Source organism: Streptomyces sp. ACA25, assembly GCF_028200735.1.
Taxonomy (GTDB): Bacteria; Actinomycetota; Actinomycetes; order Streptomycetales; family Streptomycetaceae; genus Streptomyces.
Window position 1 is genome coordinate 488,453 of sequence record NZ_JAQKPV010000002.1, and the last position, 14,680, is coordinate 503,132.

A 14,680-nucleotide genomic window follows, 5' to 3' on the forward strand; every position below is an offset into this window, starting at 1 on the left:
GCTCGCCGCACGACGGAGCCGCCCGCCGCGGTGCGGTGGGCGGCTCCGTCGTGCTCCTGCCGGTGCGGATCAGAGGCGGGCGAGCTCCCAGAGACGGAAGATGCCGCCGGCGTCACGCAGGTACGGCAGGCCGGTGATCTCCCGGTCGCTGACCATGATGTTGCGGTTCTGCCAGAGCGGGATGACCACGGCGGCGTCCGCGGCGATCTCGTGGATCTCCCGGAAGTCGTCCATCGTGCTGCCCCGCTGCACCTGGCTCCGGGTCTCCGAGATGAGGCGGTCGATCCGGGGGTCGCTGAAGCCGTGTGCCAGCACCGAATCCTCGGTGAGCAGTGGTGCCGTGTAGGTGTCCGCGTCCGAGAAGTCCGGCCGCCAGCCCACGAAGAAGGAGTCGAGCGTGCCCTCGGCGCTGGCGGCCAGTGCCCCGCCGACGCCCGGGAACTCCTGGAGCTCGATCTCGAACAGGCCGTCCGCCTCGAGCATCTCCTTCACGAAGGCCGCCTCTTCGGCGTTGCCGCCGCCGACGCCGTAACCGACGCGCAGTTCCACCGGTACCGCATGTCCCGCCTCGGTGAGCTCGCTCCGCACCTCATCGGGGTCCACGCCGGCGTAGCGGTCGTAGTAGGGCGTGCCATGGCCGGTGAACCCGACCGGGATGAGTGAGTAGGCGGGCTCCACGGTGTGCCGGTGCACCTGCCGGGCCAGCGCCGAGCGGTCCAGGAGCGCCGCAATGGACTGGCGCACGGTCTCGTCGGAGGCCGGGGAAGGGCTGGGACCGCTGTTCACCAGCATGCGGATGGTGGAGCCGGTCGTCTCGGAGTACCGCAGGGCCGGGTCGTGGGGGTTGATCGCGGACAGCTCGGCCGGGGCCATCTGACCGCCGTTCACCTCGATCTCCCCGCTCTCCCAGGCTTCCTGCAGAGCCTCGGGACCCGGGTAGTACCGGAGAGTGATCGGGTAGTCGGACACCTGCACCGCACCCTGATACTCGGGGTTCGGCTCCAGCTCGGCGTAGCCCGGGGTGTCCTCGTCGGGGAACGCGAAGTCGGTCAGCAGGTACGGCCCCGAACCGACCACCTCGCCGTCCTCGCGCGGCTCGAGCAGTTCGTACACCTCCCGGTCCACAATGGACCCGGCACCACCGGCGAGGACGAACGGGAACGTGACGTCCGGTTCGCTGAGCTCGAAGATGATGTCCTTGCCCTCGACCCGCACCGCCTCCAGGGAGGCCAGCAGGCTGACCGGGCCGCTGTAGGTGAACTTCTCGTCCTCCGGGATGGAGTCGTCCTCGGCCTCGTCCGCGGCGCGCTGCGCCATCGCCTGGGTGCGTTCCAGGGAGAACTGCACGTCCTCCGGTGTGACCGGCCGGCCGGAACTGAACGTCAGCCCTTCCCGCAGCGTGCAGCGGTAGACCTGCTGGGCGTTGTCGGTGAACTCACAGACCTCGGCGGCGTCCAGCACCGGCTGGTCGGAGGCGTTCGACAGCGTCAGCAGGCCCTGGTAGACGTTGCTGTAAAGATCCCAGGAGCCCGCGACGTAGCTGTACGCCGGGTCCAGAGCGTCCGGGGTGTCGGTGACGCCCACCACGATCGCTTGTTTCTCGTCTCCGCCGGACCGGAGCACCATCCAGCTTCCGATCACACCGATGGCCAGCACTATGGCCAACCCGATGCCTATGGCCCCTTTGGCCCCGATCCCTCGCACTCCCGCCGCGCCTTTCGTCATACAGACCCAACCGCGGGGCTCAGCCAATCACAGCCGGATAAGCAGCGCAGCAGCAGGGAGACAACGGACCGGCCACAACACGAGCCGTATTCAGTCGGCTACCGCGCCCGGCACGGTGATCCGGAATTCCACCTCCACCGGGCGTCCGTCCAGCGTCACGTCCACGCTCTGGCTTCCGAGCTGCGGAGAGAAGGCCGCGAGCTGGTAATCCCCGGAGTCGGGTGCGGTCACCTCGAACCCTCCGTCCAGTGCGCTGCGCGTCCTGTCGTACTGCCGGCCTCCGTCCCCGGCCAGGGTCACCACCGCCCGCGGCAGTGCCACGCCGAGAGAGTCCCGGACGATGCCGCGGATGATCAACGGCTCCACGCCGGCGTCCCCGGCAACCGGACCTCCGGGGGGAACCTCGTCGTCCGTACTGCGTGCGAGCGAGTCGGCCATGCCTCACACTCCCCTTCCCGTGAAATGCGGCGCGGTCACCCTGCCGGACGTTGCCTGCTCGTTATGCAGGACACCAGCCTGACCGGAATAGTTGACCGCGAGAAGAGCGCAACGCGAAATCTCCGGGATTCACTCGTCAGGCCCGGCCGGAGGCAAGCTCAACCACGGTGATGTCCGGATCGGCACCGACCCGCACCGGCGGCCCCCAGGCTCCCGCTCCGCGGGTGACGTACAGCTGGGTGTCCCCGTACTTCTCCAGTCCTTCCAGTGTCGGGTTGGCCAGGCCGGCAAGGTAGTTGACGGGCCACAGCTGGCCTCCGTGCGTGTGCCCGGACAACTGCAGGTCCACACCGTGGTCCACCGCGTCGTGGATCAGCACCGGCTGATGCGCCATCAGCACGGAGGTCCGCTGCGGGTCCCGGTCTCCCAGCGCCGCCTCGAAGTCCGGGCCGGCTCCGTAGTCCTCGCCCGCCACATCGTTGACCCCGGCGAGATCGAAAAAGCTCAGCTCCCGGCGGGCGTTCTCCAGCGGCTCCATGCCCAGCTCGCGGACGTGGGCTGTCCACTGGTCGGCGCCGACGTAGTACTCGTGGTTCCCGGTGACGAAGAACGTGCCCTCCCGGGCGGACAGCTCCGCGAGCGGGGCCGCCGCGGCCCGCAGGTCGTCCACATCCGCGTCCACCAGGTCACCGACGACCGTGATCAGGTCGGGCTGGGTGCGGTTCACCGCGTCCACCACCCGCCGGCAGTGCGCCTGTCCCAGGACCGGCCCCAGGTGGATGTCGGCGACGACGGCGATCCGGTAGCCGTGCGCGGACCTCGGCAGGTGGGCCAGTGGGACGGTGACGTGCCGGGTGGTGAGGTTGCGGGCCCTGTAGGTGCCGTAGCCCAGCACCCCGGTTGCTGCCGTGGTCGCGCCGATGGCCACCGTGCGGGCGACGAACAGGCGCCGGCTGTGCCCCGACGGCTCCGGGCCGGCAGCCGCCGACCCGTCCGCCCGGTCCGCTTCCGGCGCGGCCTGCCGGTCCGGTCCGGGGCCGGCCGGCGGGCCGCCCGGCCGGGCCACCCGGCCGACGGAAGCGGTCTCCTTGACGGCGGCCGGCTCGGCCGGCTGATCCGGGGACGGCTGCGCCCGGCGACGCCGCAGCCACAGCAGGCGGACGGGTTCCCCGGCCAGCAGGGCCAGGGTCAGGTACAGCAGCGCCACCGCCCAGTAGAACCCCGGCCAGGCAAGGACCTGCTGGAGGGAGAACGGGACACCGGCCACGCCGGAGACCTGCGCGGCCACCATCAGCGCCGGGAGCAGGAACGCGAGCACCGTGCCGATGCGGCGGAAGGTGCTCCCGGGCGCGGAGACGTCCCGTACCAGCCGCCGCCAGAGATACCAGTGAGCGGTGGTCAGGACGGTGATGACCACACCTATGAACAGGATGAGGGCGCTCATGCCGGGCTCCTTGAGTGATCCGATTCCCGGTGGAGGACGCGCAGGCTGCGCAGACCGATGAGGCCGATCACGGTGCCGAGCAGAATCGACGTCACAGCCAGGGACAGATGCACCCAGAAGTAGGCCGTCGGATCCCCGGCCCCGTCAAAGGCGAGGCCACTGGCGTCCCGGGCGAGGTTGCGGATGAAGGTGATCCAGATCACCCAGCTCCACACCCCGAACCCGAGCAGGAACCAGGAGGAAACCGGGCCGAGCCTCATGAACGGACCCCGAACGTGAACGATGCCATGGTGTCCAGTATTCGACACGTCCGGGCAGACCCGCGCGGCGGGAGGCCGTTGCGGCTCCTGGTGACCGGAATGCGGCCCGCCGGGCAAGACTTTCCGCCGTCCCCGTTCGCCCCTCTCCGCCAACCCGCGCCCGGGCAGGTAGGTTCACGGCGTGGCGAGTCACCAGCGGTCAGTTCCCCGCACCCCCGGCCGGTCCCGCGGCGCTCTGCTGAGCCTGGCCGGCGCCGTGCTGTGGGCCGCGCTCGGCCCTGTTCCCGGCGCCGCCGCGCAGGAGAGCAAGCCGGAGGAGCGGCCTCCGGCAGAGATGTCGACCCTCGGCGGGGACCTGCTGGGCAGGCCCGGGCCGCAGATGCTGCCGCGCACGGGGGCACCGGAGCCGCCGGCTCTGCCGGAGCTCTCCGCACGGGCGTGGATCGTGGCGGACGCCGAGACCGGTGAGGTGCTGGCGGCCCACCACGCGCACTGGCCGCTGGCTCCCGCCAGCACCCTGAAGATGCTGTTCGCCGACCTCCTGCTGCCGAAGTTCGATCCGGACGACGTGTACGAGGCGGATCCGGCGCACTTCAGCGAGATGGGCCGGGGCAGCAGCGCGGTCGGCATCAAGGACCACCAGACGTACACGGTGGACGACCTCTGGTACGGCGCCTTTCTGGCCTCCGGGAACGACGCGGTGCACGCGCTGACGGCGATGAACGGCGGCCGGGAAAAGACCGTGCGGGAGATGAACGACCGGGCGCGGGAGCTGCAGGCGTACAACACCCTGGTGGTCAACCCGGACGGCTACGACGGTGCCGGCCAGCGCTCCTCGGCCTACGACCTGACCCTGATCGCCCGCTCCGGCATGCAGAACCCGGACTTCCGCCGCTACGCCGCCACCGCCCGCTACTCCTTTCCCGGCGCCGGGGAGGGCAAGAAGCGGCCGAGGTTCGAGATTCAGTCCACCAACCGGCTGCTGACCGGCGCCCGCGGACTGGCTCCCTACCCGGGCCTCGCCGGGATCAAGAACGGCTACACCTCCCAGGCCGGCTACACCTTCACCGGAATCGCCGAGCGCGACGGCCGTAAGCTGCTGGTCACCTGCATGAACCCGGACGGTGACGGACTCCAGGTGTACCGCGAGACCGCCGCACTGTTCGACTGGGGATTCGAGGCGGCCGGGTCGGTCGAGCCGGTGGGCGAACTCGTGCCGTCGCTGAGCGAGGTCGCGGAAGCCGAGGCGGCTCTCGGGCCCCAGCCCTCGCAGGGCGGGGAGGCCGAGGAGACCGCGACGGACCGGGCGGTCGTCCACAGCCGCCCGGAGCTGCCCGGCGTCCCCGTGCTCACGGTCGCTGCGGCCGGGATGGCTCTGCTCGCGGTGGTGATGTGGGTGTTCCACCGCCGCCATCCCCTTCCGGGGCGTCCCCCGGGGGGCGCGCCTCGGCGCTGACGGCCGTCGCGGTCCAGGCGCAGCAGAACAGCAGCAGCTTCGCGATCAGATTGATCCAGACGAGCAGGGCGATCGGGACCCCGAACGCGCCGTACAGGCTGCGCGCCGCGATCTCCGTCAGGTACCCGCTGAGCAGCACCTTCAGCAGTTCGAACCCGACCGCACCCATCAGGCAGGCGGCGATCACCGCGGTCCTGGGCGGCCGGACGCCCGGCAGCCACACCAGCAGGTACAGCAGCAGCAGGAAAGTGACCGCGACCGCCAGCACATGGACGGCCACCTGCAGGAGCGGGCCGGCCGGCCCGCCGCCCCGGTCCACCCGGTCGGCAGCCAGCCGGACCATGCTGACCGCCAGTGCCGACGCGGCGAGGGAGAGCAGCGCCACACCGCCCAGCCCGGCCAGCACCCCCACGTCCTTGGCCTTGCGGAGGACCGCGTTCTCCTCCGGTTCCGGAAGGTCCCAGACCGTGCGGAGGCAGCCGCGCAGCGAGTCGATCCAGCTGGCGCCGGTGGGCAGCAGCAACAGGAGAGCGACCGTGCCGATGGCCCCGGCGTTGTCGAAGAGGGTCTGGAGATCGAGCTGGTCGGAAATGCCGGGCACCTGGTCGGCCAGCCACTCCTCGACATCGGCGAGCTGCACCTCGGTGAGCAGGGCGGCACCGATGGCGGCGCCCAGGGCCAGCACCGGGAACAGCGCCAGGAAGCTGGTGAAGGTGATGGCGGCGGCCAGTCTGGTCCACTGCCGCGCGTCGAGGTGCTCGTACACCCGCCAGAGCCGGCTGCGGAAGAACCACGCCGCGGCCGGCCCGGCCAGCGGAAGCCGCGACAGCTTCGCTTTCAGCTTCTCGTCCACGGGTACACCTCAGCTCCCCCGGTCATCCCCGGCGAGCCGCCACGCCGGACTGCTCACCGGCCGGTGCCCGGCGCCCGTGCGGCCCCGCCTACGCGGCCTGGCCCCCCAGGGTCGCGTGCTGCCGTGACAGGGCGGCCGAGGGAAAGCGGAACTCCCGCTGGAGCCGCCACTGCGCGTCCGGCCCCTGCTCGTACAGCGCGAACCCCCGGGCCGTCCAGGAGGCCTCGTACTCGGCGAGGGTCTTCTCCGCGAGGTCCATGGCGTCCTCGGTGATGCCGTGCGCGACGGTGACATGCGGGTGGTAGGGGAAGTGCAGCTCCCGGGGCAGTGGCCCGGCGGTGTCGCGCACCCTCTCCTGCAGCCAGCCGCAGGCCGAGCCACCCTCGACGACCTGCACGAAGACCACCGGCGACAGCGGGCGGAAGGTGCCCGTGCCGTAGAGCCGCATCGGGAACGGACGCCCCGCGGCGGCAACGCCCGCCAGGTGCTCCTCGATGGCCGGGCGTTGCCCCGCGTCGACCACCGTGGGCGGCAGCAGGGTGACGTGCGTGGGAATTCCGGCGGCTGCGGCGTCCCCGAATCCGACGCGGCACTCCTGCAACAGGCTGCCGTGCGGCTCCGGGACCGCGAGCGACACGCCGAGCGTGACGGTCCCCACACCCTCTCCTTCCGACTGTCCCGCTGCACCGTCCCGTGCCAGTGTGCCGGTTCCGCGCAGCTGATGCGAGCGACTCCCGGCCCCCTTGAGGGGGACGGAAGACCCTTGTTCCGCCGGTCGTGGTCAGCTGCGCGGCGGCAGGAACCCGACCTTGTCGTAGACCGTGGCCAGGGTCGGCGCCGCGACCTCGCGGGCCTTCTCCGCTCCCTTCGCCAGGAGCCGGTCCAGCTCCGCCGGATCGGCCAGGTATCCCAGGGTCCGGTCCCGGAACGGCGCCGCCCAGTCGGCGACCACACCGGCCAGCTCGGTCTTCAGCGCGCCGTACAGCAGGCCGGCGAACTTGTCCTCCAGCTCAGTGATGCCGGTGCCGGTCAGCGCGGAATGGATGGTGAGCAGGTTGCTGACCCCCGGCTTCTTCTCCGGGTCGAAGCGGATCACCGTGTCGGTGTCGGTCACCGCGCTCCGGACCTTCTTCGCGGAGACCTTGGGCTCGTCCAGCAGGCTGATGGTGCCCTTGGGCGAGGCCGCCGACTTGCTCATCTTGGCCGTCGGGTCCTGGAGGTCGTAGATCTTCGCGGTCTCCTTGAAGATGGAGGCCGCGGGCACGGTGAAGGTGTCGCCGAAGCGCGAGTTGAACCGCAGGGCGACGTCCCGCGTCAGCTCGATGTGCTGCCGCTGGTCCTCTCCGACGGGCACCCGGTCGGCGTGGTAGAGGAGGATGTCGGCGACCTGGAGGACCGGGTAGGTGAAGAGGCCGACGGTGGTGCCCTCGGCGCCCTGCCGGGCGGACTTGTCCTTGAACTGGGTCATCCGGCCGGCCTCGCCGAACCCGGTGAGGCAGTTCATGACCCAGGCCAGCTGGGTGTGCTCCGGGACGTGGCTCTGCACGAACAGGGTGCAGCGCTCGGGGTCGAGCCCGGCGGCGAGCAGCTGGGCGGCGGCGAGCCGGGTGGACTCCCGCAGCTCGGCGGGGTCCTGCGGGACGGTGATCGCGTGCAGGTCGACGATCCCGTAGAAGGCGTCATGGCTGTCCTGCAGCGCCACCCACTGGCGCACCGCGCCGAGGTAGTTGCCCAGGTGGAACGAGCCGGCGGTGGGCTGGATGCCGGAGAACACACGGAGACGATCAGTGGCCATGGCGTCATTCTCTCAGGTGCGTGCGGTGCCCGGACCGAAGGTGCACGGCCCAGCGTGGGCACCACGGGGGCGCGAGGCAGCAGAGCCCGTCGCACACGCCCGGACCCCGGCACGCCGTCCGGCCAGCGAACGTCCCCCGCCGGGTTTCTTCCCATAGCGGACAGCCGACGATAGAAAGGGGCGGCACCCCCGCCCGTTTCGCCCGGAAGAATGGAGGGCTCCGCATGAAGGCTTCGAGCAAGTCGTCCGCAGAGCTGATCGCCGCCGCCGAGGCCCGCAGCGCACACAATTACCATCCCCTGCCGGTGGTGATCGCCTCCGCCCGGGGAGCCTGGATGACGGACGTCGAGGGCCGCCGCTACCTGGACTTCCTCGCCGGGTACTCGGCCCTGAACTTCGGGCACGGTCACCCTCGGCTGATCGCCGAGGCGCGGGCCCAGCTCAGCCGGCTCACCCTCACCTCCCGGGCCTTTCACCACGAGCACTTCGCCGCGTTCTGCACCGAGCTGGCGGAGCTGTGCGGCATGGAGATGGTGCTGCCCATGAACACCGGCGCGGAGGCCGTGGAGACCGCGGTCAAGACGGCCCGCAAGTGGGGCTACCGGGTGAAGGGGGTACCCCGGGACCGGGCGAAGATCATCGTCGCCGGCGACAACTTCCACGGCCGGACCACCACGATCATCAGCTTCTCCACGGACGAGGACGCCCGGCGCGATCACGGACCGTACACCCCGGGCTTCGAGATCGTTCCCTACGGCGACCTCGCCGCACTGGAGGCAGCCGTCGACGAGCACACGGTCGCCGTCCTGCTGGAGCCCATCCAGGGCGAGGCCGGTGTCCTCGTCCCTCCCGCCGGCTATCTTCCGGGCGTGCGGGAACTGACCCGGGCCCGGAACGTCCTCTTCATGGCGGACGAGATCCAGTCCGGTCTGGGCCGCACCGGCCGGACGTTCGCCTGCGAGCACGAGGACGTGGTCCCGGACGTGTACATCCTGGGCAAGGCGCTCGGCGGCGGCGTGGTCCCGGTCTCCGCGGTGGTCTCCTCCGCCGAGGTGCTCGGGGTCCACCGGCCCGGCGAGCACGGTTCCACCTTCGGCGGCAACCCGCTGGCCTGTGCGGTCGGGCTCGAGGTGATCGCGATGCTGCGGGAGGGCGAGTACCAGCAGCGCGCGGCCGAGCTCGGCGAGCACCTGCACAGCTCACTCGCCGTGCTCACCGGCGGCGGAGCGGTGACGGGGGTCCGCGGCCGCGGGCTGTGGGCGGGCGTCGACATCGACCCCTCGCACGGTACCGGGGCGGACCTCTCCCGGGAGCTGATGAAGCGGGGCGTCCTGGTGAAGGACACCCACGGCTCGACGATCCGCATCGCCCCGCCGCTGGTGATCAGCAAGGAGGACCTGGACTGGGGCCTGGAGCAGTTCCGCGCGGTCCTCGCCGGCTGAGCCGCCGGAAGCCGCGGGCCGTCCGGCCGGGCCCCGCACCGGACCGGACGGCCGGCGCCCGCCTGCCCTGCTGAAGCCCGCCCGGAGTGACCCGACCGGCGCGCGGTCCGGTCAGCGCCGCATCCACGACCAGAACTGCGAGCCGGGGACCTCGTCGCCCACGGAACGGGAACCGCCGGACTCCCCTGCCGTGCGCGGCACCCGGGAGAGGGCCGCAACCGCACCGCCGCACCGTGCGGCGGCTGCCCCCGGGAACCGGGGGTGGTGACGCGGACGCGGCGGCCCGCCGCCGTGCGGACGGTGAACGGGCCGCCGGGCCCGCGCGGCCGTCGATCCCGACGGCACCGGATGGTCGGATGTGTACATGGGACTCCCCGTTCTCGGACGTGCGCCACCGTCGTGAGCCGACGCGCCGTCCGAGCGCGGCCCCACGGTGGAGGGACACGGCACAGCCTGCGTCAACCGGGTGGGATCGGCCACTCTTTCGCGCCCGGTGAGGGTTCCCCGGGACGTCCCGGGCTCCGACCAGCTGGGACGCAGGGCACCGTGCCGTCTCAGCGAGCCGCTGTGAGACGCTGTGACACGGAGTCAGAACCCGGTCGCCCGCAGCGGAACGGTACTTGGGGAAGGGAACGACACGGTCATGGCGTCATGGAAGGAACTCCCCGGCGCGCTCGGCCCTCAGGAACGCCGACTTGTCGTGCAGCTCAGGACCCTGAAGGATCACAGCGGGCTCAGCCTGGCGGCACTGGGCCGGCGCACCGGCTACAGCAGCTCCTCCTGGGAACGGTATCTGAACGGCAAGAAGCTCGCGCCCGCCCCGGCCGTGCGGGAGCTGGCGGCGCTCGGCGGGGTCGACCCGGAGCGACTGCTGGCTCTCCAGGCGCTGGCAGCCGCCGGGCGGACGCAGGCGCCGGACGGCACCCCGGCGGCGGAGGCAGCCCCGGCGGAGGGGGAGGCACACCGGGTCCGGACGGAGCAGCCCGGTGAGCCGGAGGAGCCGGCCGGGGACCTCTCTCCCCGGGCAGCCGTGGCGGAGTCCGCACCCTCCGGGCCGGGCCCGCGGTTCCGGCGTACCGCTCCGCTGCTCGGCGCCCTGCTGGCGCTCACCGGCGGGGTGGCGGCCCTGCTGCTCTGGACCGGCCGGGACAGCACGGAGGGTGACAGCTTCGTTCTCGAAGCGGGCCGCACGTACGGCTGCTCGGTGCACAGCCAGGCCGGGCAGCGGTACGCCGGGCACAGCGAGACGCAGGACGCAGTGCTGTATCAGGTCGTCACCGGCTGGGAGGTGGTGGAGGCCCAGTGCCTGCTGGAGCACCACGGCTTCACGGTGGGAACCGTCGACGGGGTCTACGACGCGCTGACCGAACGGGCGGTCAAGCGGTTTCAGGAAGCGGACGGGGGCCTGGTGATCGACGGAATCATCGGCCCGCACACCTGGGAGGTGCTGCGCCGATGACCGGACGACCGCCGCTGGAACACGTGCAGTTCACCGAGCGGCTGGGGGAACTGCGGGAGCGCACCGGCCTGAGCCTGAAGTCGCTGGCCGAGCGCACCACGGCCAGCAAGTCCTCCTGGCACCGCTACCTCAACGGCAGTGCGCTGCCGCCGCGCGAACTGGTGCTGGAGCTCTGCGCGCTGGCCGGGGAGCCGCCCGGCCGGCTGCTGGCGCTGTGGGAGCTGGCCGAGGCCGCCCGCAGCGGACGCGGCGGCGGGCCGGGAGCCGCACCGGCCGGCCGGGAGCTGCCGGCACAGGCCGGGCAGACCGGGAAGCGGACCGCCCGGTGGCGGGCCCTGCCCGGTCAGCGGTGGGCGTGGCCTGCGGCCGCCGTGCTGGTGGTGGGCGCGGTGCTGCTGGCCGTGTCCGCCCTGTCCGGCGCGGGCGCACCAGGGGACGACACGGCGGTGACCGGCTGCCGCGGAGCCGAGTGCACCGGAAAGGACCCGGAGTCGCAGGGCTGCACCACGGCCGGCAGCGAGTTCAGCACTGTCACCCAGCACGCGTTCCCGGCCGGCGCGCGGATGGAGATCCGGTACAGCGCGGACTGCGGGGCATCCTGGACCCGGGTCTGGCTCGCACGGATCGGTGACCGGATCGAGATCCGGTCCGCGGCGCACGGCAGCCAGGAAGCGGTGATCCGGGACCGCTACGACGCCGAGGGCTACGTCTACACCCCGATGGTGGCGGGCGGGCCGGAAACCATTGAGGCGTGCCTCATCCCCGGGGTCACCGGGGAGCCCGAGTGCTTCGGCATCTGACCGCCGCGGCGCACGGACCGCACCGGGGGTGCGGTCGGCCGGGGCCCGTCCGCTAGTCTGACCACGGGTCTCTTGACGTAGAGAGAACTCGGACCGTTCGGCACACGCGAGGGACCTGGCCGCCACCGTCTGACTTCCGGAGACCCCGTATGACTCGCACCCCCGTCACCGTCACTGTCACCGGCGCCGCCGGCCAGATCGGCTACGCGCTGCTGTTCCGGATCGCCTCCGGTCACCTGCTGGGCCCGGACGTACCGGTCAAGCTGCGGCTGCTGGAGATCGCCCCCGCGCTGCAGGCCGCCGAGGGCACCGCCATGGAGCTCGACGACTGCGCCTTCCCGCTGCTGCGCGGCATCGACATCACCGATGACCCCACCGTCGCCTTCGACGGCACCAGTGTGGCCCTGCTCGTCGGCGCCCGCCCCCGTGCCAAGGGCATGGAACGCGGTGACCTCCTCGAGGCGAACGGCGGAATCTTCAAGCCGCAGGGCAAGGCCATCAACGACCACGCCTCGGATGACGTCAAGGTGCTGGTGGTGGGCAACCCCGCCAACACCAACGCGCTGATCGCCCAGGCCGCCGCCCCCGACGTGCCGGCCGAGCGGTTCACCGCGATGACCCGCCTCGACCACAACCGGGCGCTGTCGCAGCTGGCGAAGAAGACCGGCGCGCAGGTGTCCGACATCACGAAGCTCACCATCTGGGGCAACCACTCCGCCACCCAGTACCCGGACATCTTCCACGCCGAGATCGGGGGGAAGAACGCCGCGGAGACGGTCAACGACGAGAAGTGGCTGGCCGAGGAGTTCATCCCGACCGTCGCCAAGCGCGGGGCCGCCATCATCGAGGCGCGCGGGGCCTCCTCCGCGGCCTCCGCGGCCAACGCCGCCCTCGACCACGTCCACACCTGGGTCAACGGCACCCCGGCCGACGACTGGACCTCGATGGGCATCCCCTCCGACGGCTCCTACGGGGTCCCCGAGGGCCTCATCTCCTCCTTCCCCGTCACCTGCTCCGGCGGCCGTTACGAGATCGTCCAGGGCCTGGAGGTCAACGACTTCTCCCGGACCCGGATCGACGCCTCGGTGCGGGAGCTCACCGAGGAGCGCGAGGCGGTCCGCGGGCTCGGCCTGATCTGACCTCCGCCGCGGCCCCGCGGCCGCGCACCCGCACGGCGATGGCCCCCGATCTCCCCTTGGGTTCCAGGGGTCGGGGGCCACCGCCGTACCCCCCGCACCACCGGACCCATCACCCTGCGTCCGTGACGAAGGCCACTTCTTCCGAAGGGAAGACATAGGTTTCCGTCCCAAGGGCAGGGCTCGACGGTACCGGAGCATTGCCGGTGACTTTCGGCCACGTTCAGCGATGGCCGGCCACGAACAGCCATCAGCGGCCCCGCCCGGCAGGGACGGCTCCTGCCACCGCTCGCGGAGGTCCGGGGCCGGGCGAGGGCGGCGGGGCGCAGCAAGGAAAGGCAGAACACGCGTGCCGGTCATCGAGAGCCTCTTCATATCCGGGCAGTGGCGTCCCGCAGCGACAGGAGGCACCCGGGAGGTCCTCGACCCCGCCGACGCCCGGCCGTTCGCCGTGGTCGCCGAGGCGGACACCGCCGACGCCGATGCGGCGGTCGCGGCTGCCCGCCGTGCCTTCGACCACGGCCCGTGGCCCGGTACCCCCGTCGCCGAGCGCGCGGCGTTGCTGCACCGGGTGGGCGACCTGCTGCAGCGCGACCGGGAGCGGATCGCGCTGCTGGAGTCCCGGGACACCGGCAAGACCGTGGCGGAGGGCCGGATCGATGTCGACGACGTCACCGCGGCCTTCCGGTACTTCGCCGGCCTGGTGACCGGGGAAGCCGGCGGCCGCACCGTCGACACGGGCAGCGCGGACGTCCGCAGCACGGTGGTCCACGAGCCGGTCGGCGTGTGCGCCATGATCACCCCCTGGAACTACCCCCTGCTCCAGGCGAGCTGGAAGGTTGCCCCGGCACTCGCCGCGGGCAACACCTTCGTGCTCAAGCCCAGCGAGATCACCCCGCTGTCCACGATCGAGCTCCTGCGGCTGCTGGACGAGGCGGGCCTGCCGGCCGGGGCCGGAAACCTGGTGACCGGGGCCGGCGACCCGGTCGGGGCCCGGCTCGCCGAGCACCCCGGGGTGGACCTGGTCTCCTTCACCGGCGGGCTGCTCAGCGGCACCCGGGTCGCTGCCGCGGCGGCGCCCACCGTCAAGAAGGTGGCCCTGGAGCTCGGCGGCAAGAACCCGAATGTAGTGTTCGCGGACGCCTGCTCCACCGCGGAGAGCTTCGACACCGCCGTCGACCAGGCTCTCAACGCCGCCTTCGCGCACAGCGGCCAGGTCTGCTCGGCCGGCAGCAGGCTCCTCATCGAGGATGCCGTCCGTGACCGCTTCGTCACCGAGCTCGCCGCCCGCGCCGCGCGCATCCGCCTGGGCCGGGGCACCGAGCCGGGTGTCGAGTGCGGCCCGCTCGTCTCCCAGCGGCAGCTCGACCGCACCGAGGAATTCGTCGCCTCCGCCCTCGCCGAGGGTGCCACGCTCCGCTGCGGTGGGAGCCGCCCGGCGCCGGACCCGGTACGGCCCGCCGGTGGGTACTTCTACTCCCCCACCGTGCTCGACCACTGCCACCGCGGCATGCGCGTCATCCGCGAGGAGCTGTTCGCTCCGCTGCTGACGGTGGAGACCTTCCGCACCGAGGACGAGGCCGTCGAGCTCGCCAACGACACCGAGTACGGCTTGGCCGGCGCGGTGTTCACCGCCGATCCGGAGCGGGCCCGCCGGGTGGCCGGCCGGCTGCGGCACGGCACGGTGTGGATCAACGACTACCATCCCTATCTTCCGCAGGCCGAGTGGGGCGGTTTCGGGAAATCGGGGATCGGCCGCGAGCTGGGCCCCGCCGGGCTCGACGAGTACCGCGAGCCCAAGCACATCTACGAGAACCTGCGCCCCGCCGCTGTGCGGTGGTTCACCGGCTGACCGCCCGTCCCGCGCCCGTA

13 protein-coding genes are annotated in these 14,680 nt (G+C 72.0%); 6 read left to right on the forward strand and 7 right to left on the reverse strand.

What is annotated here, in order from left to right; translation table 11 throughout:
- Window positions 1-69: 69 nt before the first annotated feature.
- The 4 genes from PJ985_RS05775 to PJ985_RS05790 all read right to left on the reverse strand — a co-directional run bounded on the left by PJ985_RS05775 (window position 70) and on the right by PJ985_RS05790 (window position 3,867).
- Entirely contained in the window at window positions 70-1,704 is a 1,635-nt protein-coding gene (locus tag PJ985_RS05775) for an ABC transporter substrate-binding protein (protein WP_271682440.1), read from the reverse strand.
- Window positions 1,705-1,815: 111 nt separating this feature from the next.
- The gene (locus PJ985_RS05780) at window positions 1,816-2,163 is read right to left on the reverse strand and encodes a carboxypeptidase-like regulatory domain-containing protein (RefSeq protein WP_271682441.1); all 348 of its coding nucleotides are present in this window, start codon (window positions 2,161-2,163) and stop codon (window positions 1,816-1,818) included.
- Between the two features lie 136 nt (window positions 2,164-2,299).
- Window positions 2,300-3,607, reverse strand: coding sequence for a metallophosphoesterase (locus PJ985_RS05785; RefSeq protein ID WP_271682442.1), 1,308 nt, complete (start codon window positions 3,605-3,607; stop codon window positions 2,300-2,302).
- Window positions 3,604-3,867, reverse strand: coding sequence for an SCO4848 family membrane protein (locus tag PJ985_RS05790; RefSeq protein ID WP_271682443.1), 264 nt, complete (start codon window positions 3,865-3,867; stop codon window positions 3,604-3,606). The genes PJ985_RS05785 and PJ985_RS05790 overlap by 4 nt, the downstream gene beginning before the upstream one ends.
- Window positions 3,868-4,048: 181 nt before the next feature.
- Here PJ985_RS05790 and PJ985_RS05795 point away from each other — a divergent pair, with 181 nt between their 5' ends.
- On the forward strand, window positions 4,049-5,323 hold the full coding sequence (locus PJ985_RS05795) for a D-alanyl-D-alanine carboxypeptidase family protein (RefSeq protein ID WP_271682444.1): 1,275 nt from the start codon (window positions 4,049-4,051) through the stop codon (window positions 5,321-5,323).
- Here the strand turns inward: PJ985_RS05795 and PJ985_RS05800 are convergent.
- The 3 genes from PJ985_RS05800 to trpS all read right to left on the reverse strand — a co-directional run bounded on the left by PJ985_RS05800 (window position 5,217) and on the right by trpS (window position 7,971).
- Window positions 5,217-6,176 (reverse strand): YihY/virulence factor BrkB family protein, encoded by a 960-nt coding sequence (locus tag PJ985_RS05800; protein ID WP_271682445.1) that lies wholly within the window; start codon window positions 6,174-6,176, stop codon window positions 5,217-5,219. The two genes, PJ985_RS05795 and PJ985_RS05800, sit on opposite strands and share 107 nt — an antisense overlap.
- Window positions 6,177-6,264: 88 nt before the next feature.
- Entirely contained in the window at window positions 6,265-6,834 is a 570-nt protein-coding gene (locus PJ985_RS05805) for a 2'-5' RNA ligase family protein (protein ID WP_271682446.1), read from the reverse strand.
- Window positions 6,835-6,957: 123 nt separating this feature from the next.
- Complete coding sequence (gene trpS / locus PJ985_RS05810) at window positions 6,958-7,971, reverse strand: tryptophan--tRNA ligase (protein WP_271682447.1); 1,014 nt, start codon at window positions 7,969-7,971, stop codon at window positions 6,958-6,960.
- Between the two features lie 224 nt (window positions 7,972-8,195).
- Between trpS and rocD the strand changes: the two genes are divergently transcribed.
- The 5 genes from rocD (at window position 8,196) to PJ985_RS05835 (ending at window position 14,660) form a co-directional block, all read left to right on the forward strand.
- A complete protein-coding gene (gene rocD, locus PJ985_RS05815) occupies window positions 8,196-9,413 on the forward strand; it encodes an ornithine--oxo-acid transaminase (protein ID WP_271682448.1) in 1,218 nt (405 codons plus the stop codon).
- A gap of 643 nt (window positions 9,414-10,056) precedes the next feature.
- Window positions 10,057-10,872, forward strand: a complete 816-nt coding sequence (locus PJ985_RS05820) for a peptidoglycan-binding protein (protein ID WP_271682449.1) — start codon at window positions 10,057-10,059, stop codon at window positions 10,870-10,872.
- Window positions 10,869-11,672: a DUF2690 domain-containing protein gene (locus PJ985_RS05825; RefSeq protein ID WP_271682450.1), complete on the forward strand. Its 804-nt coding sequence runs from the start codon at window positions 10,869-10,871 to the stop codon at window positions 11,670-11,672. Before PJ985_RS05820 ends, PJ985_RS05825 begins: the two co-directional genes overlap by 4 nt.
- A gap of 149 nt (window positions 11,673-11,821) precedes the next feature.
- Window positions 11,822-12,811, forward strand: coding sequence for a malate dehydrogenase (locus PJ985_RS05830; RefSeq protein ID WP_271682451.1), 990 nt, complete (start codon window positions 11,822-11,824; stop codon window positions 12,809-12,811).
- Between the two features lie 346 nt (window positions 12,812-13,157).
- The gene (locus PJ985_RS05835; protein WP_271682452.1) at window positions 13,158-14,660 is read left to right on the forward strand and encodes an aldehyde dehydrogenase family protein; all 1,503 of its coding nucleotides are present in this window, start codon (window positions 13,158-13,160) and stop codon (window positions 14,658-14,660) included.
- Window positions 14,661-14,680: the final 20 nt, after the last annotated feature.

Coding starts and splice junctions, on each gene's coding strand:
- PJ985_RS05780 (WP_271682441.1), bottom strand. CDS start 2,163: ATGGCCGACTCGCTCGCACGCAGTACGGACGACGAGGTTCCCCCCGGA.
- PJ985_RS05785 (WP_271682442.1), bottom strand. CDS start 3,607: ATGAGCGCCCTCATCCTGTTCATAGGTGTGGTCATCACCGTCCTGACC.
- PJ985_RS05790 (WP_271682443.1), bottom strand. CDS start 3,867: ATGAGGCTCGGCCCGGTTTCCTCCTGGTTCCTGCTCGGGTTCGGGGTG.
- trpS (WP_271682447.1), bottom strand. CDS start 7,971: ATGGCCACTGATCGTCTCCGTGTGTTCTCCGGCATCCAGCCCACCGCC.
- rocD (WP_271682448.1), top strand. CDS start 8,196: ATGAAGGCTTCGAGCAAGTCGTCCGCAGAGCTGATCGCCGCCGCCGAG.
- PJ985_RS05820 (WP_271682449.1), top strand. CDS start 10,057: ATGGCGTCATGGAAGGAACTCCCCGGCGCGCTCGGCCCTCAGGAACGC.
- PJ985_RS05825 (WP_271682450.1), top strand. CDS start 10,869: ATGACCGGACGACCGCCGCTGGAACACGTGCAGTTCACCGAGCGGCTG.
- PJ985_RS05830 (WP_271682451.1), top strand. CDS start 11,822: ATGACTCGCACCCCCGTCACCGTCACTGTCACCGGCGCCGCCGGCCAG.